At 68.3% G+C, this 18227-nt stretch carries 16 protein-coding genes and 2 pseudogenes; 8 read left to right on the top strand and 10 right to left on the bottom strand.

Annotated elements, in window-relative coordinates:
- The 4 genes and pseudogenes from ACZ67T_RS45125 to ACZ67T_RS45110 form a co-directional block, all read right to left on the bottom strand.
- A pseudogene (locus ACZ67T_RS45125) lies at positions 1-256 on the bottom strand (transposase); the annotation flags it as partial.
- 127 nt (positions 257-383) lie between these two features.
- Entirely contained in the window at positions 384-1625 is a 1242-nt protein-coding gene (locus ACZ67T_RS45120; RefSeq protein WP_469992749.1) for an IS110 family RNA-guided transposase, read from the bottom strand.
- Between the two features lie 208 nt (positions 1626-1833).
- A pseudogene (locus ACZ67T_RS45115) lies at positions 1834-2091 on the bottom strand (transposase); the annotation flags it as partial.
- A gap of 279 nt (positions 2092-2370) precedes the next feature.
- On the bottom strand, positions 2371-3513 hold the full coding sequence (locus ACZ67T_RS45110; RefSeq protein ID WP_469992747.1) for a PrpF domain-containing protein: 1143 nt from the start codon (positions 3511-3513) through the stop codon (positions 2371-2373).
- A 127-nt stretch (positions 3514-3640) separates the two neighbouring features.
- Between ACZ67T_RS45110 and ACZ67T_RS45105 the strand changes: the two genes are divergently transcribed.
- On the top strand, positions 3641-4606 hold the full coding sequence (locus ACZ67T_RS45105) for a LysR family transcriptional regulator (RefSeq protein WP_469992746.1): 966 nt from the start codon (positions 3641-3643) through the stop codon (positions 4604-4606).
- 106 nt (positions 4607-4712) lie between these two features.
- On the opposite strand, the gene ACZ67T_RS45100 is transcribed toward ACZ67T_RS45105, so the two are convergent.
- Positions 4713-4838: a hypothetical protein gene (locus ACZ67T_RS45100; RefSeq protein WP_469992744.1), complete on the bottom strand. Its 126-nt coding sequence runs from the start codon at positions 4836-4838 to the stop codon at positions 4713-4715.
- Positions 4839-6943: 2105 nt separating this feature from the next.
- On the opposite strand from ACZ67T_RS45100, the gene ACZ67T_RS45095 reads away from it, so the two are divergent.
- The 4 genes from ACZ67T_RS45095 to ACZ67T_RS45080 all read left to right on the top strand — a co-directional run bounded on the left by ACZ67T_RS45095 (position 6944) and on the right by ACZ67T_RS45080 (position 9653).
- Positions 6944-7984, top strand: coding sequence for an SMP-30/gluconolactonase/LRE family protein (locus ACZ67T_RS45095; protein ID WP_469992742.1), 1041 nt, complete (start codon positions 6944-6946; stop codon positions 7982-7984).
- Positions 7985-8584: 600 nt separating this feature from the next.
- Positions 8585-8974, top strand: a complete 390-nt coding sequence (locus tag ACZ67T_RS45090; RefSeq protein WP_469992740.1) for a hypothetical protein — start codon at positions 8585-8587, stop codon at positions 8972-8974.
- A gap of 175 nt (positions 8975-9149) precedes the next feature.
- Positions 9150-9359 carry a helix-turn-helix domain-containing protein gene (locus ACZ67T_RS45085; protein WP_469992738.1) on the top strand — a complete coding sequence of 70 codons (210 nt, stop codon included), beginning with the start codon at positions 9150-9152 and terminating at the stop codon, positions 9357-9359.
- 93 nt (positions 9360-9452) lie between these two features.
- Positions 9453-9653: a hypothetical protein gene (locus ACZ67T_RS45080; RefSeq protein ID WP_469992737.1), complete on the top strand. Its 201-nt coding sequence runs from the start codon at positions 9453-9455 to the stop codon at positions 9651-9653.
- 1363 nt (positions 9654-11016) lie between these two features.
- Here the strand turns inward: ACZ67T_RS45080 and ACZ67T_RS45075 are convergent.
- From ACZ67T_RS45075 to ACZ67T_RS45060, 4 genes are all read right to left on the bottom strand, one after another.
- Complete coding sequence (locus ACZ67T_RS45075; protein WP_469992735.1) at positions 11017-11832, bottom strand: ExeA family protein; 816 nt, start codon at positions 11830-11832, stop codon at positions 11017-11019.
- The gene (locus ACZ67T_RS45070) at positions 11829-12107 is read right to left on the bottom strand and encodes a hypothetical protein (RefSeq protein WP_469992733.1); all 279 of its coding nucleotides are present in this window, start codon (positions 12105-12107) and stop codon (positions 11829-11831) included. Before ACZ67T_RS45070 ends, ACZ67T_RS45075 begins: the two co-directional genes overlap by 4 nt.
- Complete coding sequence (locus ACZ67T_RS45065) at positions 12104-13462, bottom strand: DDE-type integrase/transposase/recombinase (RefSeq protein WP_469992732.1); 1359 nt, start codon at positions 13460-13462, stop codon at positions 12104-12106. Before ACZ67T_RS45065 ends, ACZ67T_RS45070 begins: the two co-directional genes overlap by 4 nt.
- A 104-nt stretch (positions 13463-13566) precedes the next feature.
- The gene (locus ACZ67T_RS45060) at positions 13567-14151 is read right to left on the bottom strand and encodes a DUF6431 domain-containing protein (protein WP_469992730.1); all 585 of its coding nucleotides are present in this window, start codon (positions 14149-14151) and stop codon (positions 13567-13569) included.
- A gap of 206 nt (positions 14152-14357) precedes the next feature.
- Between ACZ67T_RS45060 and ACZ67T_RS45055 the strand changes: the two genes are divergently transcribed.
- The 3 genes from ACZ67T_RS45055 to ACZ67T_RS45045 all read left to right on the top strand — a co-directional run bounded on the left by ACZ67T_RS45055 (position 14358) and on the right by ACZ67T_RS45045 (position 16879).
- The gene (locus ACZ67T_RS45055) at positions 14358-15212 is read left to right on the top strand and encodes an IS5 family transposase (protein ID WP_469992728.1); all 855 of its coding nucleotides are present in this window, start codon (positions 14358-14360) and stop codon (positions 15210-15212) included.
- Positions 15209-15607 carry a hypothetical protein gene (locus ACZ67T_RS45050; RefSeq protein ID WP_469992726.1) on the top strand — a complete coding sequence of 133 codons (399 nt, stop codon included), beginning with the start codon at positions 15209-15211 and terminating at the stop codon, positions 15605-15607. The genes ACZ67T_RS45055 and ACZ67T_RS45050 overlap by 4 nt, the downstream gene beginning before the upstream one ends.
- A 321-nt stretch (positions 15608-15928) precedes the next feature.
- A complete protein-coding gene (locus ACZ67T_RS45045) occupies positions 15929-16879 on the top strand; it encodes an RNA-binding protein (RefSeq protein WP_469992724.1) in 951 nt (316 codons plus the stop codon).
- 704 nt (positions 16880-17583) lie between these two features.
- On the opposite strand, the gene ACZ67T_RS45040 is transcribed toward ACZ67T_RS45045, so the two are convergent.
- Positions 17584-17754, bottom strand: a complete 171-nt coding sequence (locus ACZ67T_RS45040; RefSeq protein WP_469992723.1) for a hypothetical protein — start codon at positions 17752-17754, stop codon at positions 17584-17586.
- Positions 17755-18227: the final 473 nt, after the last annotated feature.

Below are 18227 nucleotides of genomic sequence, written 5' to 3'. Positions count from 1 at the left end.
TCGCGTTCGTGCTGCAGATGACCTTGCGGATCTCGACGTCGAAGGAGAGGAAGGGCACGAACTCGGCCCAGGCGTCCGACCACAGCTTCACGATCGCCGGATACTTTTGGCCCCACGCTTCCTGGAACTCCAGGAACCGCTCGGTGGCGGCGTCCTCGCTGGGTGCGGTGTAGACGGGCCTGAGGGCTTTGGCGACTTTGTCCCAGTCCTGACGGGCGGCGTAACGGAACGAGTTCCGCAGGAGGTGAACCACACAGACTCCCACTGTCAACCTTCCTGGTTATGGGAGCAGTTGGAGGCGGTGACGGATGCGTCGGGATCGTGGGCATGGCAAAGTGCCGCGGAACCTGGTGAGATCTTCCGCGGATGCGTAGGGGGTCATCTCAGCTGGTCAGGGTGTCCTCCTGCCGGGCGGCAGGGTGCAGGTCAGGGTCGTAACAGGTGGAGTCCTGCCAGCAGCGCCAGAGGACGCGGACCCAGCGGGCACCGAGGCCGCGGATGGTGCGATGGTGTGGCTGCCCGTGGGTCCTGGCCTGCTCATATGTCTCGTGGACCCAGGGGACTTCTCGGGTCATGTTGAAGACCCACCAGTCCACCGCATGCCGCATGCGTTTGTTGGTCGCGTAGCGGAAGCGGACCTGCCGGGTGCGGCCCGATGAGCGGGTGACAGGGGCGACGCCTGTCTCAGCCATCAGTGTGGCCGATGTGGGGAAGCGGTCGCGGTCCTCGCCCATCTCGGCCAACAAAGTGGCTGCGCAGGAGCGTCCCATGCAGGGGAAGCTGAGAAAGATCGGTGCGTCTGGGTGAGAGGCGAGGAGTGCGTCAACCCGCTTGTTGAGCACGCGGATGTGGTCGTTGAGCAGGGCGAGTTGTTCGGCGAAGAGCACCGCGGTCAGCTGCTTGCCGGCGACCGTGCCCGGGGCTGCGGTCAGCAGGTGCGTGCGCAGTCGTTCCACCAGCACCTCGGGGCGAGTGCGGCCGGAGTAGCCGTGTCGGCCGATGAACGCCTTCATCCGCTCGGGCCCGATGCGACGGGCCTGTTCGGGGGTGGGGTAGTCCTGCACGAAAGCGAGACTGATGTCGCGGTCCAGGGAGGAGAACAGGTGGAGCACGGCCGGGTGGTAGGACTCGAGGATGGCCCGCAGCTGGTTCTCCAGGTCGCGCTGGTTCCAGACGACGCGCTCACGGTCGCGGATAACGGCTCGTAACTCGGCCAGCAGCGGAGATGCCACCGGCAGCGGCCGCCAGTGCCCGTGCTCGTGGCGCAGGCTGTCGGCCAGCACGAACGCGTCAAAGGCATCGTCCTTCTTCGGTGCCATTCGGTAGCGTTCCCGCGCTCGTGCGGAGATCTTCGGGGAGACGCAGTAGAGGCGGTGGCCCGCGGCCTGGAGGCGTTCGACCAGCAAGCCCTCGCCGCGTTCGATGGCGATCCCGGTCAGGGGCGTGTGACGACGCAGATGCCGGTCCAGACGCTCGAGGCCGTCAGCAGTGTGTGCGTAGCGGCCCTGGTGCACGACCTGGCCGGCCGTGTCCACGAGGCAGAGCTGCTGATGGGCGTTGCCCCAGTCGAGGCCAGCGAACACCCCGGTCACATCCGTGGCGTTGTCGGGTGTCAAGTGGTTCATGGATTCCGTCCTGTCGGTCCTGGTCACCGACCTGGCGGCCCCGCTGGTACCTCATCTCGGCGCTCGAAGCGCAACTCCCGCTGGCCAGTTCGTGGCCCGCCTCCAGCGGGAGGGACAGGTCTGCATGTGGGCCTCGAAGGCGACACGTTTGCATAGGTCCTCTCCCGCTGGCGCGGTGACCGGCGGGAGAGTCCCGCCACCAAGGAGTGTGCACGGATGACGTCTGGACAATCGTGCGCGGCCAGACGGTCTCCACGGCCTCGGGAAGGCCCTTGAGCCCGTCACAGACCAGCATCAGCACGTCGTCCAGGCCCCGGTTCTTCAGCTCGGTGAACACGTGCAGCCAGTACTTCGCGCCCTCGCCACCGTCACCGGCCCAGATGCCGAGAATGTCGCGGGTGCCGTCCACGGTCACCGCCATCACCACGTATATCGGACGGTTCGCGACCTTCCCGTCCCTGATCTTGGTTCTGTCGACGATCTTGTGATGCGGATGCTTCAGCGGGTCGTGCCAGTTGTTCGCGATCATGCATCGCGTGCTCTCGTGATGTGGTCTTGGAGCTGTTCCCGTATCTGTCCGCGTTGTTGATCGAGGAGGTCGAGAGGCAGCCGGACAAGGTCATGCTCAGGACGCGGGCGCGGGCGGTGACCGCGGCCTGCCGGTGCGGCCGGAGTTCGGTGAATAACAGTCCCGAAGGGAGGCTGCGGGGCCTGGTGTATGCGGCTCACCGGGGGACGGCAGGGGTCAGGCGGCTGCCGGGAGGGCCAGGTCACGTACGAGGATGCGGGCCTGGCACAGGATGCGTGCGGCCCGGGCGACGGTGACCCGGTCGGGCCCGGGTCCCGAGGACTCGACGGCCAGGACACCCGCCGGCGTGCCAATGCGCAGGACGCGGCCGCCGGGTGCGGTAGAGGCGTTGGCCACCACGGTGCCCTCGACAAGGTTGGCCGCGGCCACGGCGACCGCGGAGGTGAGGCCGATGGCCGGGTGGGGGGAGTTCATGGACAGCATTCGTACCGACACGTCGTACTCGTGCGCGGCCACATGCTCGCCCAGGGTCGTTGTGTAGGCGAGGGGAGGGCCGATGAGGCCCGTCTTGGGAACGGCGTCGCCCGGCTCGGCTCGGGGCTGTACCAGCCCCATGCGGACGGCGGCGGCATGGCGCGTCGCGCGCAGCCAGGACGTCTCGGCACGCATCTGGTCCAGCGTCTCGGCCCCGGTCCGGCCAGCTCGCACAGCGTCCACCAGGACGACCGGCGCACCGGCGTCCAGCATGCTCACGATGAGCGGTGCCCCGGAGTTCGGGATCCTGACACCGCCGGCAAGTTCACTGATCGGTAGCTCCTGGGCAGGCAGGCCAGTGGGCAGCAGGTGGCCCGTCGTCGTCCCCGCCGGGTCGCGGAAGGCGAGTCCCACCGGTACGCCGCCGGCCAGCGTGCCCGGGACCGTGCGGTCACCGAACTCCTGGACCCGGCCGCCCGGCGTGTCCACCTCGGCCTCCAGCACGGCGCCCGTGTTGATGTTGCGCATGACCACCGCAGTGCGTTCGCCCTTGAGCGGCACCAAGCCCTCGGCCACGGCGTAAAGGGCGATGGCCGTCGCGCAGTTGCCGCAGTTGCTGCCCCACTCGACCGTGCCGGTGCCGATGCCGACCTGGGCGAAGAGGTAGTCGATGTCGATGCCCTCGCGGGCGCTGGCCCCCACCACGGCGGCCTTGGACGTGGTGGGGGTGGCGCCGCCGATTCCGTCGAGCTGAACGGGGTCTGCCGCGCCGTACGCGTCGACCAGAATGCGCTCGATCCGGTCGCGGTCGGTAGGCATGTGCACCTGGGGGAAGAGCCAGCACTTGCTGGTCCCACCTCGTACCAGGGTTGCGGGAACGTGCATGTCAGAGCGTCCTTCTCTCAGCACAACGGGTGCGGGGCCGCTGCGTTGCGCCGACTCTCGCAGAGCCGTTGGATTGAGCACAATGTCTCTTTCCTTGAGTAGGGTTTAGCTGAACTAAACTCACTGCATGCTCAATGTTCGCCGACTGTTGCTGCTCGCCGAGGTCGCCGAGCGCGGCTCGCTGACCGCCGCCGCCGCGGCGCTGTCCATGACAACCTCGGCTGCCTCCCAACAGATGTCCCTGCTCGAGCGCGAGGCCGGACAGCCGCTGATCGAGCGGCTGCCCCGGGGCGCGCGCACCACCGCCGCAGGCGCCGCGCTGGCCGAGCGAGGCCGCGTCATCCGCCGTGAACTCCAGGCTGCGGAAGCCGACCTGGAGGCCTTCGGGCATCTGGACCGCGGGGTAGTGACCCTCGGCTCCTTCCCGACGGCCAGTGCCTCATTGCTGCCCCTGGCCCTGACCCGCTTCCGCCGGGCACACCCGCAGGTGCGCACGGTCGTACGCGCCGGAGTCCTCGCCCAGCTGCGGGAGATGCTGCACACAGGCGAGGTGGAAATTTCGCTGCTCTGGGACTACGACTGGAACCGTGTCGACGACGACCAGTTGATCCTCACGCCGCTCCTCGAGGACCCGACGGTGCTGGTCGTACCCACCAGTTCCCCACTGGTCAGCTCCGATCACGTAAGGCTGTCCGACCTGGCGGACCAGGAGTGGATCATCCGCGCGGAGAACCATCCCGTCGCGGACGTACTGCGCCGCGCCTGTCGCCAGGCGGGCTTCGAACCGCGTATCGCCTACGCCTCGCATGATTACCAGGAGGCCCAGGCCATGGTCGCCGCCGGTCTCGGCCTGGCCCTCGCCCCTCGACTGGCTCTGACCAACCGGAGAAGCGATGTACGCCTTCTCTCCCTGTCCAGCGAGCAATCGGCCAGCGACATCGCCCCGGTCCGCCGCATCCTCCTGGCCAGGCCCGTCCAGCGCGCCAGCACGCCGGCGGCCCAGGCGATGGCCCGTGTGCTGCACACTGTCGCGCGGGGCTTCACGGACCCGGGCCTCGACCGCTCTCAACTGGGTGCGGTGCGAACACGGTGATACGCCGCGAGTGCCCTGGCCGGGTTTCGAACGGCGCGTATGCAAAAGACCCTCGGGGGCATCTCGGTATCCAATGAGATGCCCCCGAGGGGATGATGGTGCCCTGTCACGCCTTGGTGCTGGAGACCTCCGCGGGAGCGCCCCACCCGACGGCGTCCGGCTGCTCGATGGTGGTGCCGCCGTACCGGCGACCCGGGAGGACCGAGGCCAGGGCGAGCGAGTGGCCGCCCACAGCCTATGATCATGATCACCTTGAAGACGTTTCCCGAAGGCATCGCGGGCCGCCGAAGTCGGTGGCCATCTGGGAGATGATCACGTCAGGACGTCAGCAAGCCACCCAGGTGCTGTCATTTCTCGTTCTCATGGACAAAGCCAACATGATCTTCCTGCCCCTGGTGTGCTGACCCGGCAGACCGCCCGAGCAGTTGAACTAGGGCTGGTCAATGACCGTCTGTGCACAAGGCGTGGTGTGGAAGCTGAAAGGGGCACATGCCAGGGAGGAAAACGCGCGTGGCGCAAGCAGAGGCATACGCACACAGAGGACTGCGATGTCGTCGGCTACACGGGCCCTGCGGCACGCCCCCGGCATCTCGCGGTGCGTCTACCCGATGGGCGGATCGTCCTCTCACAGACACTCACTAGCCCTCGCCGCGCGGGTCTCCCAGCACTTGGCCGAGGTCGGCCCGGGGCGCAGGGCGCGCACCACAAGCGGGGAGGCGGACACGACGACCGGGGGTCACGTCCGCTGGAGTGGTGTAGCTGGTCAGGCTTTGTGAGGGTGAGGGTGAGGGCGAGGGCGGTTGCCTGGCTGTCATCGCCCGCTGAACCACTCGGCTGCGCCCGACTGCTGGGCGCCCCGGCTGTCATTCGGCCGTGCTCCGCCCCCAGTCGCTCCTGCTGCAGGGGGCGGTGCGGGAACCGAGGGCCGGTTCGTGGTGCCCCTGCGGCCGTTGACGCCGCGGGCTGCTCCCTGCGGTGGGCTACGACGGTGAGGTCGCCGGAACGGGCCCGCGGTGTGTGTGGTCGGCTACTGGGTGGCTGGTGGCGAGGAGACTGACCACTGACGTTGATGTTGTCCCCGCGCACCAGCCGTGACTATGTTCATGTGTATGCCATCCAAGTCGGGTTCGCGGAGCGGGAGTTCGCGCTATCTCAGATTCATTGTGCTGGGTGTCTCCCTGCTCTGCATCGGACTCATCACGCTGTTCGTGAACAACCACTCTCCCCGGGGCGGCGGCGCGCCGTGCCACTCCAGGCACTGCCTCCACGCCGGGGCCATCCGGCACTTCCTCCCCCACGGGTGAACCGACAGAGGAGCCCACTGGGGAACCCACGGATGGTTCCGGAAGCGAGCCCACTGAACCGACAGAGGAGCCCACTGGGGAACCCACGGACGGTTCCGGAGGCGAGCCCTCCGCCCATCCCGAGCCTCAGGCCAGCAGTGCTTCGGACATGGTCAACGCTCTGGGCGCGCTCACGACCGGAATGGGCACACCCCTCACCGGCGTGGCCGCGGTCTTGATAGCCCGACGCGAGCGGAACTCCCGCGCCCCCGTTGCCCCATCGGCTGCCGAGCCAGCCCCCTCTCAGCAGGGCGAGAGCACGAGCTAGGGGCTGATCTTCGCCCCGGTGGCCTTGCGGCGGCGCGCGTCGAGGGCGGCCCACAGCCCGACCAGGTCCGTGCCCCCGCTACATGCGCCGGATCGGTCGAGCAGGACGGGCGCCCGGCACGCTTCGCCGGTCGAGCAGGACACAGACGGCTCGCCCCCGGACTGGGTATGTCCGGTGAGCGTCGCTCAGCACCATGGGCACGGGTCGGGTAGTTCGATCGTGCGTCCGTCGCGGCCGAGGCGGGCTCGAGGCGGGACCGGGCGCGGCGGGCGACGGTGGCGAGGTCGTCGAGCACGGGGGCGGCACGTGTGTTCACCGCCCCTTGTATCCAGGGTCGCCGGGGAACCGTTCGTAGGAAGTCGGCGATGAGGACCTGCCAGGCGGGAATGCCGGGCCCGTACAGGGCGTGGACACGGGCGAGTTGCTGCGTTTCCTCCACGGGCCGCAGACGGACGTAGTAGCCGTGGAGAACGTCCTCGAGGCAGAAGCGGTCGAACGCACCGGGCCGCTCCCGCAGAGGGAGAAGTTGTACCAGAGGTCCACGATGTGGGTCAGGTCGGCTCCGAAGATCTCGACGGCCATGGCGTCCCCCACCAGGCGGGTTCCTAACGGTGCATCGAACGGGCGATCGTCCGGCCGTGCCTACCGCCGTTTCGGATTGATGGGCCGTCACCTTCTTCGTGTGCCGTTGAACCCCCGGCACCTTGAACCTCCAAGGAGAGGCCCATGTTCCGACTCTCACGCCTGGCGGCCATTGTCACCGCGACAGCCACGGGAGCCGCAGTTCTCACCCTGCTGGGGACAGGCACCACATCGGCGGCGGTCGCGCCGCCCCTGTCCGACGCGGGCGTCGTGGCGCACTACACCTTCAACAACGCAATTCAGCAGACGCCGGAAAACATCGTCCTCGAACCCGACGGCGCCGCGGACATGACGTTTTCCCTGAGTCGGCAGGTCGTCCACGTCACCAACCGCGGGGACTCCTACACGGTCCGCGCGACTCTGCCCGCCGTGTCCGAGCCACACACCCCCATCCTCGGCCAGGCCGCAGTCATGGGAATCGCGCGCGCCAGCGACGGCACTCTGTACGTCAACTACGCCACCGGAACGAGCGAGACCGGCATCTGGCGAATCACTCCCGGCTGCCTGCCCGTCCAGATCGCGCACCTTCCGAATCCGACCAACGCGCTCCCCAACGGCCTCGCCCTCGACGAGAAGCGCCATGTGCTCTACGTGGCCGACACGGTGGGCGCAGTCGTCTGGCGCGTCCCGCAGGCGGGCGGCACACCCAGGGTCTGGGCGTCCGGGGCCGCGCTCCAGCCATCCCCCGGTGCCAGCCTCCCCGCTGGCCCCAACGGCCTCAGGGTCCACAACGGCGCCGTATGGGTGTCCAACACCACCCAAGGGACTCTCCTGCGAATTCCGGCTCTCCGCGACGGGTCCGCTGGCAAGATCCAGACCAGGGCGACCGGACTCAACTGGATCGACGACTTCGCATTCACCGGGCCCGGCAACACGGTTCTCGCCGCGCTGGTCGCAGGGAACGACACAAGCACCCCACCAAACGGCGACACCGGCCGCGTCGTACTCGTGTACCCGAACGGCGGCCACAAGACTGTCCTCACCCGCCAGGACGGGCTGAACACTCCGTCTTCCGTGGCCGTGTCCCCCCAGGGACGGCTGGGCAAGACTGTCTACGTACTGAGCGCGGCCTACTTCAGCAGCCCGCCGGATCCGAACCTCCTCCGCGCCCGCCTCAACTACTGACCTTCGACGCCAAGGTGATGGTGGTGGAATGTGGAGGAAGGGGCCGGCCCCGCACAGCTGTCTTCGGGCCGTGCTCCGTCCCGGAGGGCTGGCGCGGGGCTGGTCTGTCCGGCGTTCCAGGATGACAGTTGGGTGGCGTTATCGCAGTTCACGGCTGCCCTCGGCAGGTCGCGTCGCTTCCATGCCACGCAGGGCCGGTGACCCGGACTCTGCGTGGGCGGCTGTTCGGTCGGGTGTGCGGCGATGGCTGTCCGCGCGGTGCGGGCGTGACCCCCACCGCGCCCGCACCGCACCCCCGTGAAGCGGCGAGGCGCCCGCCGGCGCTGCGCTCCTGGCTGCCCGTTGGTGGCACCGAGACTGGTGACCCCGTCGCTTGGGCAGCCCGGCCAGTTCATCATCTCGGTTCGTTGGCGGGAACACCGCCCCCGGCACGAAGCCCTGGTCGCGCACCCGAGGGGCGGCCGGGGCTGTCGGTCAACGCGGCCCGGGAAGGGAACCGGGACCGCTTTGACGCACCCTCTCATCGCCTGTCCTGCCTGTGGGGACACGCTGCGCGTCACCGCACAGCGCTGTTGTCTGTCTGCTGGGAGGATGCTTGTCATGGAGCCGCTGCCGACGCCCTGCCCCGCCGACCGGATCCCGGACGCGACCGGTCTGGACGCCCTCCGCGAGGCGTGCAAGGCCGCCAAAGACCAGCGCGTCGCGTTCATCGCCGTGGAGCGCCAGGGCCCGCGGTGGATGGTCCAGGCCGACACGCTCACCGCCCCGCAGCACACCATCGACACCTCGGGGTACGACGCGGTGCGCGAGGCCGTCATCCGCCTCATCCACGCACACGAGATCCGCCCCGACTCCTTTGCCGGCCCCGTCTGCTTCGTCCTGTACGACGTGGACAGCGAAGGGCGGGCCCGTGAACTGGCCGCCGCCCTGCACGCTGCCCTCTACGGCGACATCGAGCCCCTGACCCGCGCCGTGCCCCTGACGTCCTGACGACGCACCCGCGCCGGGGCAGCGAGAGTCAATGGCAGCGCCACCTCCCGGTCCGCAGTCACCTCTCGCCGGCGTGCGCCCGCCTCCGATGCGAACGGCTGGCGGTGGAACCCGGCTGATTCCCTGACGGGCGGCCGCCAGGTGCGCGATGATCGTCCTTCGAACCGTGAGGGGGATGGTCATGGACAAGGGCAAGCGGATCACGGGTGCGGCGCGCGACCAGCTCGCCGCGGACGTGAAGGCCGCATACGAGGGCGGCGCCTCGATCCGGAGCATCGCGGACAGCACCAAACGCTCGTACGGCTTCGTCCACCGTCTCCTCACCGAGGCAGGCGCCACGCTGCGCGGTCGCGGCGGTGCCACCCGCAGCAAGCCCAGTTCATGAAGCGGCGGGGCACCGAGTGGGCGAGGCCGCAGGCAAATCCCGACGCGTCGCTGATATCGCCTGACGCCACCACTTTGTGGTGGGTCCCGCGCAGTGACCGGCTCCGGGCCCCAGGCCGCGCGCACCATCCGCGCCTGGCAGGCCGACCTGATCGACGCCCTGCCAGGCATCCGCCTCCCAGACGTTGCCGAGCTGCGTGCCCGGGGCGTGCTCGCAGGCCCCACAGAGACAGCCCCGGCGCCGCGACGGACCCTCGGAGTCGGCAGCCGTGCCGACGAGGAGCACCTCGCCTGAGCTGACGGCCGTCGGTTACCTCCGGGGCGAGGGGCATGCGCGACTTCTGGCAGGTCAGGTGCGGCGGGTGCGCGGGCTCAGGCCGTGACCGGATCTGGTCTCTGGGAACCGCAACTGGCCACAATTCCTGATGTGTTGTCGGTGGTGGCTGGTTTCCTGGTGGGTCCCGTGCGCGCAGGGGTGCATGGGGTCTGGATGGGGGAGTGGCCACATGGTGCGCGTGAGGGAGTACATCCGTGCGGACGGCACGAGGGTGAGGGAGCACTCGCGGTGGCCGGCCGGCGCGCGGCGGGAGATGAGCGTTCTGGCCACCATCGCCCTGGTGGTCGTCGGTTTCGCCGGCACCTCGGGGAGTGGCAGCGCGGACGGCTCCGGAAAGCCGACGCCCCGGCCTCGATCGACGGCCGTGTATCCGGTGAAGTTCCCTCACTGGGACAGGCCGCGGCCGAGGCCGACGCCGACCGTCTCGTATCCGATCCCGTGGGACCGGAGCCACTGAGCGACACGTGGAGGCATCCCACGGGTGACTGCAGCCGGGCTCGCGCGTTAGCACTACGTGACCACGACAACCCAGCAGCCCGATCCGGTCACCGGCCGCGAGGAAACGGTTCCTCCAGCGCCGGCTGAGCCGATCTTCACGCAGCTGGTCACCCGCTGGAAGGCGCAGGGGCGTGTCGTGCCGGGGCAGGTGGATGGGGAGTGGGCCAGGCTGGCAGGCAGGTGTCCGTGGCCCACCCGATAGGCCAGCGGGTGCGGGTCCATCCCCGCACCCGCTGTACCGGCCGGCAGCCTCGCCGACCTGCCCGGTAACCCGAGGCTGCCGACCGGGGGCCCAACCTGACCGTCCGGCCCAGCTGACGTGCCGGCCGAGGGAGGCCTCTAGGCATGGAGAGGCCCCCTCCGGAGAGGGGGCATCTCCATGAGGCCGCCCATGGTGTTTTCGCTGTTCAGAGCATCGTTACGCGTGTGCCGCTACTCTCTTAGGCTACCTCTGGCGAGTAGCACGCGCAGAGCGACTACGCGGCGCCTTTTGACCTCTCCCGTCAGGACAGACGCGGCGGGCGCGAGGCTCAGACCGTGTCCGCACCGGCACGCAAGTCGGTCCGCGTGGGCTTTCCAACTGCGTAGATAGCAGTGGGTGATTGATCGAGATGCAGAGGGTGACGGGTCCTGTTTCGCTGATGGGGCCCGCTCTTCCCCGTCACCCAAGGAGTGATCATGAGCGCTGCAGGCGAGTCCGGTGTTGAGCGACGCTGAAGATGTGCATGAGGGCGACGTGCTGGTTGTCGACGGAGCGGGATGAAACGACCCCGGCGGCCGTCAGGCCGCCGGGGTCTTCGTGGTCACGGTGTCGCTTTCGTGGTCACTCTGTCGCGTGTGTCTCGGTGATGGCGAGGCGGGTGGAGGACTCGTCGACGATGCTCTTCTCGTCGGCGAACGCGGCGATGAGGGACTGCAGGGCGATGTTGTTGACTGATCGGGGCAGGCCGCGGCTGGTGAGGTGGATCAGGTCGACGGCGTCGTCGGAGAACAGCGGGTCCGACCGTCCGGCGATCGTCAGGTGGTGCTTGATGTAGCTGGCGGTCTCGTCCTTGGTCATGGTCGGCATCTGGTAGCTGATCGCGATCCGCTGGTCCAGGGCCGCCAGGACGCCGTGCTTCATCCGCTTCCGCAGCGTCGGCTGTCCGATCAGCAACACGGCGAACGGCGTCGTGGAGTCCATGTCGTAGTTGGTGAGCATGCGGATCGCGTCCAGCTCCTGGTGGTCGAGGAGGTGCGACTCGTCGATGACGACCGCGGGGGTGCGTCCGCGTTCGTCGACCTCGGCGGCCAGCGCGGCGGACGCCTGAGCTGCGAGAGCGGCGGACTGGTATTTCGGGGTGCCGCCCAGGCTGGTGACGATGCGGTCATAGAGGCCGCGCATGCCGACCTCGGGGTTGGGCTGGTAGATCACGGTGAAGCGGGCCGGGTCGAGCGAGGCGACGGCGCCCTTGAGGGCGACGGTCTTGCCCGCGCCGACCTCGCCGGTGACCACGCCGATCGCCTTGTTGTTGATGCACCACGCGATGCGGGCCGCGGCCTCGCGGTGGGAGTTGTGCTGGTGGAGCATGGAGGGGGCCAGGTCCCGGCCGAAGGGGACGCGGGTGAATCCGTAGTAGCCCTGGACACGGTCGATCAAGGAATCCTCCTCGGGCAGGGGCAGAGCTGGGCCTGGGCGGCGGCGAGTTCGTCCGATTCGTCGGCAGCGGCCCGCTGCCCGAGCCGGACGGCGAGACGGACCGCCCGCAATGCGGTGCGGACGGCGGGGGTGTCGAGGGTGCCGGCGTCCTGTTCAGCCCGGCGGCAGCAGAGGCCCGCCAGGGCCAGGGCCCGGTCGGCCAGCTCGCGGGGCGTGAGCATGAACAGGTCGGGTTCGGGGTCGAAGTACAACTCCTCGGCCCGGGTCGGCTTCACTGCTGGCCCCGTGAATCGTCCATCAGGGACGAGTAGTTGATGCCCCTGGCGGTGTTGGCGGCGTGTGCCTCGTCGAGGATCTTGAGGTAGTCGATCCCGGTCGGCGCCGCCGGCTCGGCCGGTGTCTCCGGGCTCGCCTTGGGGTGGGCATGGCGGCCGACGTGATGCGGGACGGCCTTGCCCAGAGTCTTGCCGGAGGCCCGCACCTCGATGTCGGTCAGGTCGAACGGGTCGAAGACCAGCTCGATCCGCATCCCGGCCAGCGACGGGTCGACCTCGTAGGAGTTGCCGTGCAGGCTGACCGTCGCGGTCTTCGTCACGGTGCGGAACTCCGACCACAAGAACGCCTCCCGCAGATCCGCCGTGGAGGGCAGCGGCAGCGGCTTGGGAATCGAACTCAGCCAGCGTTCGATCGGTGCCTGCCCGGTCTCCGAGTGCACCGCGCGGTGATAGACCGTCTCCACCCAGGCGGTGAACAGCCTGTTCAGCTCGGCGAGATGCTCGATCTGACCGACACGTTCCTCATCGAGTTCAACGAGGAACTGATCCCTCACGGTCCTAAAGAACCGTTCGATTTTGCCCCGGCCCTGCGGCCGTCCCGGGCGGGAGTGGGTCAGCCGGATCGCCAAAGACGCGCAGGCCCGCAGCAACCATGTGTCGACGAAGGCACTCCCGTTGTCGACGTAGATCGATTCGGGGACGCCGCGGGCCGATAGCGCCGGCCGTAGTGCCGCGGCGAGGCGGACGGCGTCCTCGGCGAACCCGAACCGGTGCCCCACGATTGCCCGGGAGTGGTCGTCGATGAAGGCGAACAAGTATGTCTTGCGGCCTGCAATCTTCGGCCCGTGCAGGGCGTCCCTGGTCCACAACTCGTTGCCGCGGGTGGCCTCGAACCGGCCGAACACCCCCGTCTCGCCCGCGCCGGCGCCGGTCAGCCCGGCGTTGACGAAGTGCCGCTGGAGCGTGCGCTCGGTCGGCGACCAGCCCTGCGTGGTCCGCAGGATCCGCTGGATCTGCGCGGCCGTCCGGCCGGGGTTCTCCCGCTTCAGCGCGGCCGCCAGCTCCAGCACCTCCGGTGGCGTCCTCGGGACCGCCTTGCGCGGCTCGGGGACCAGGGCGGCGAACCCACCGCCGCGGTAATGCCGCGTCCACCGGTCGATCGTGCCCCGGGACACCTTCACCTGCCGGCCGAAGGGATCGGTGTGTTCCTTCTGGGCCAACTCCCGTGCCAGACGGCCGCGTTCGCGGGTCGTCAGACTGTTGTCCAGCAGGTCCTGGATCAGGGCATAGCGGAACAGACCGATCTGCCGGGCCTTCTCCGCCCGGCGGCGGTCCTCGTCCTCACTCGGTGCCATGCGCGCGCCTCACCTCGCATCTCGAACCGTCTCCGTCTCTCGCGGACGGACACGATCAAGACTTCCGGCGCCTCCGATCGCCGCCCAGGGGCGGCCCGTGTTGATCAACTAGCAGGAAGAGAGCAGGTCAGAACGCGTCCCGTTATCGCTCGGCCGGCGAACGCCCACCGCGACACGGTGTTCATGTGGGACCACTTCGTCGTGGCCGCCCGATGGGCGGCCACGACCGCCGAGACGGCGTCCGCCAGCGCAGTCCCGGACGGATCGGGCATCACGGGGTCGTCGGCGAGCGCGACCAGGGTGACGGTGAAATACCGGCGAACGTCCTCGGCCCGGCTCTTGAAGCGGCGGATCCAGCCGCGGACCGTGCCCTCGGCCAGGCCCAGATGGGCGGCGACCTGGCGGTGCCCCATGCCCAGGGCCGCTATCTCCAGCCCGGTCCCGATCACCTCGGCCGCATCCGCCCGGCGCGGCCAGATTGTCTCCGGCAGCAGCACGTGCGTGACCTGGCAGCCCGAACACCTCGACCGGCGAGGACGTACGAAGAAACGGGCTCCGAGATCACCGCGTACTTCCCGCGGCCGGCCATGCCCCCACGGCACGAGGACCGCCCCGCACGACGGACAGGCCAACTCACCCGCCCGCAGCCGGCGTTCAACGCGTACGACATCGGTGTCGACGATGAGCACTCCATACCTCCACCTCGTGCACACCGTGTCGTCGTGCACGAAGCAAGATCAGACTGCCCATCAAGATCAGCACTCATGTCCACCGCGGCTGTCGCGAACCACCGCCTACGTGCTCATACAGAGAGTCGTCCAACAGTGATCACTCGATCGTGGCATTGATCGTTGTGCAGGCCATCCGCTGAACATGTCCATGCTGAGATGCGCGCATGGAGCGAGAGCTGTATCCCAGTGACTTATCGGACGGGCAGTGGACGTTGATCGAGCCGATGATCACGGCCTGGAAGCAGGACAGGGTGGCACGTTCGGCAACCGGGGACCCCGGGTCCAGCGACCTGAGAGAGGTCGTGAACGCGATCTTCTATCAGAACCGGACAGGTTGTCAGTGGCGCTTTCTGCCTCATGACTTCCCGGCCTGGTCGGCGGTGTTCTACTACTTCGGCCTGTGGCGCGAGGACGGGCTGGACCAGCGGATCCAGGAACTCCTTCGCTGCCAGGTGCGGGAGAGAGCCCGCCGATTAGAGGACCCGTCCCTCGTGATCATCGACACCCAGTCCGTGCGCGCGGCCGCCGGTGTCCCGAAGACCACGACGGGGCTGGACGCCAACAAGAAGGTGTCGGGCCGCAAGCGGGGACTGGCCGTGGACGTCATGGGGCTGGTCATCGGCGTGGTCGTGCTGGCCGCCTCCGCCCACGACAACACCGCCGGCACCGCCCTGCTCGACCAGGCCGCCGAACGCTGCGGGATGCGCCTGGAGAAGGCCCTGGTGGACCAGGGCTTCAAGGACGAGGTCATCATCCACGGCGCCCTGCTGGACATCGACGTCGAGGTCGTCCGCCGCAACCCCGACGACCAGGGCAAGGGATTCGTCCCACAGCCGAAGAGGTGGGTGGTCGAGCAGGTCAACGGCACGTTGATGCTGCACCGGCGCCTCGCCCGGGAGTACGACCACCGGCCCGACACCTCCGCCTCACGCGTCTACTGGGCCTCCACCGCGAACATGACCCGCCGCCTCACCGCACCCGCCCCGGCCTGGCGCGACACCCTTGGGATGGCTGCGTGAACATCACCGAGCTCCTGGCGGACCTCCAGACCCGCCACGACGAGGCCACCGCCCGGGCCGGTGAACTACGCGACGAGATTGAGCACTTCACCGCCGCCCTTACCGAGACCGAAGCGTGCCTTGCGGACCTGGCTATCGCCCGGAAGGTCATCGTCGAACTCGCACCGGCCGGGACCGAGCCCGATCCACCCGAGTTGAACTCCGCCTACCAGGCCATCGTGAATGCCTTCAACCAGCACCCCGACCAGATGTTCCGGGTCCGTGAGCTGCACGAACTCCTCGGCATGCCCACAGATGACCCGGCCATGAACGTCACCCGCAGCCGCCTCGGACGCCTCACTCGACAAGGCTTCCTCACCCAGCCCGGACGAGGCCGCTACCAGAAACGGACTTAACGCCCTCTGAAGCGCTCAGTCACAAGCACGACAGTTTGCGAGCGAGTCGCTGGTGACCCTCTGCGCGGTGGCCCGGAGGAGCGGTCCTGTCCCCGCGTTGTGTAGGCAGTCCGGCTCTTCTGGAGGCGGGTGCGTCAGCGTCCCGGTCATGTGTAGGCGGGCTTCGCAGATGTCAGCTCGAAAGCTTGGGCTGTTGTGACTGCGACGGATAGGAGTACGCGTTCATGCCGAGGGGGCTGAGAGCGGAGGTCGTGGCAGGAACCCGGCAGGCCGTTGTCACGAACTACGCTGACATCCCCTTCCAACAGTCCAGGGAGCAGCGTGCCGCCGTCCTTCGCCTACCGGATAACCAAGTACAACCCTGCCGACCGCGACGAGCGTGGGCACTACAACGGCGCTGAGGACACGGTGAGTGACCACGGGCCGGTCGAGGCGTCCTACTTGGAGGCGATCGCCGCCTTCGCGCAGGAGTCGGGCATTGACCGGCTGGAGATCCGTGAACCGGAGGTCACCGGCTTCGTTAACTTCGGCCTGGAGGCGCCGGTTGACGGGCACGGCCTCGCTGGGCTGTTCCCGCCCGACTTTACCGGCTACTACGACGGTGCCGTGGTCTCGGTGCCTGTCGCACTGGAGCTGGTCCGGGCCATGCTCCGTGACCAGGGCGCCTGGTGCCGGCTGGAGCAGCAGGGCACGTTCACCGTGCACGTCGGGTGGGATCAGTATGTGTACGTCTGCAGCGACCAGCCGTGCGAAGCAGCCGTCACCCGGACCCGCGAGCTGGGCCTGTTCGCGGAACCGATCACGTCCTCGCCCTACGCCACAGACCTTGAGGAACCAGAGGTGACACAGGCTGCGGACGAGGAGTTCTGGGAACGAGTACGCGCAGAACTGGCCGCACCGCAGACGCTCCTCCTGGAGGAGACCTACCTCCGCAACGCCACCCGCTGGCACCGTCTCACCGAGAATAACCTCGGTACCGTGCGCGCCGCGCTCGGCCCACGCGCGCTCCTGACCGTCTGGCCCGACCTCACCCCTGATGTCGATGCGGTCCTTGCCGCGCTGCCCGAGGACGAATCCGTGGACTTCGTCTGGGAGGCGGCGAACGGAACGATTCGCCATGTGACCGTCGACGAGACTCACCACCAGCAGCTCACCACTTTGGTGGCAGGCGCGAGGACGGCCTGCTCCCTGCCCCTGGCCGTCGACGAGCGCCACCCCCTGTTCCACGTTGCTCTACCTGACAGTGACGGCGTGCTGCGCGCCAGGTGGTGACCTGGTTCTCCATGTCCTGTCTACGGGGTCGGCCCAACGCTGCTGCCTGGCTCCGCGGGCAATCCATCACCGTAATTACAGTTGAGCGGGACATTGGCCACTCTCCTGTACCAATCATCTGTAGGCATCGCAGGTCAGAACCTTGTCCTGACCACAGTCATCTGGAACAGGACAGGAGTGAATCACTGAACTGAACCGTCGCTGGTGAGCAATTTCGAATACTTTCGGCGATCACGCCCCGTCACACGCCGTGGCTGCTGCTCTGGATGCATGGCTTCTGCGACCAGGCCAGTGGTCCGGTCCGACTCCTGCAGCCTGGACATGCTGATCGTGGAGCATGCAGGTGACGAGACGTATCGGGACCGGTTACCCCTGTACGAGGGCTGGCAGCGGCGATGGACCATACTTTGAGGCGACGTACAGATCGCCCCCGCGCCGGCGGGGATGGTCCGTTCGGCCTCGGCGAACCGCAACCAGTGCAGTCTGATGTGCCTGCGCCCTCTGCGACGTCATTCTGAAGCGTTCAGTAACTTCCTTGATGCTCACATCCTGGCCGACGAGCTGAAGGAATCCTGTCGCTCGTCGACCAGGGGTCGGCTTCGTGCCGTCCGCTTCGAAGCCGTCGTGTTCCCGTGGGCCGGGTGTTGCGACGAGGAGCAGAACCCAGGGGGCGATGGCGGGGTGCTCCGGAGGTCCTCAGACGGTCACGTGTTCAGTCGGCGGTCGGCGACCACGCAGGCCACGGTGCCGACAGCGAGGGCGGCCCAAGTGGTCCACCACAGCCACGCCGGCCCGACGCCGGCCGCGGTCATTGCGATGACCATGACCAGGCTTGCCGAGGTGGAGACGGTGAGCGCCTTCACGGGGGTCTGCATCCTGCGTCCCTCCTATCGTCCGTCCGATCCGGGCTGGGGATACGTGGCGCAGATTGCAGTCACGCTAGCGCCAGTGTTCGGCGGCGACTTGCAGAAGATCCTGCCGCCCGAGCGCCTGCAGTTGAGGCGAGCACGCGGTCGGTCGGTTCGTGGTCACGGCCGATTCCCCCCGGGTCTCGCTTTTGTCTGCACACGATTATCCCGCGGGAGCAGCGGATTGCTACTGAACTTGATTGAGTGATGTCGGCCATTCGCCCGACGGGGATGGCTCGAAACCTCCCGGGTACAGGGGCGATGCGTTCTCAAACTGTGAGTCTGAGCGTGGCGGTTGCGTGCTGGGGGGCGACCGGTAGTGATCGACTGTGGCGGCGTTGTTGCTCCAGCCTGCTTGGCGCATGAGTCCGATAGCCAGGTTCCGCAGCGTGGCCATGGCGCGGGGTGCGGTGCCGGTGCGCACTCGCGAGGCGTCCTCG

This window comes from Streptomyces sp. NPDC107517 (assembly GCF_055582645.1).
This window is presented reverse-complemented; position numbering and strand designations above follow the sequence as displayed.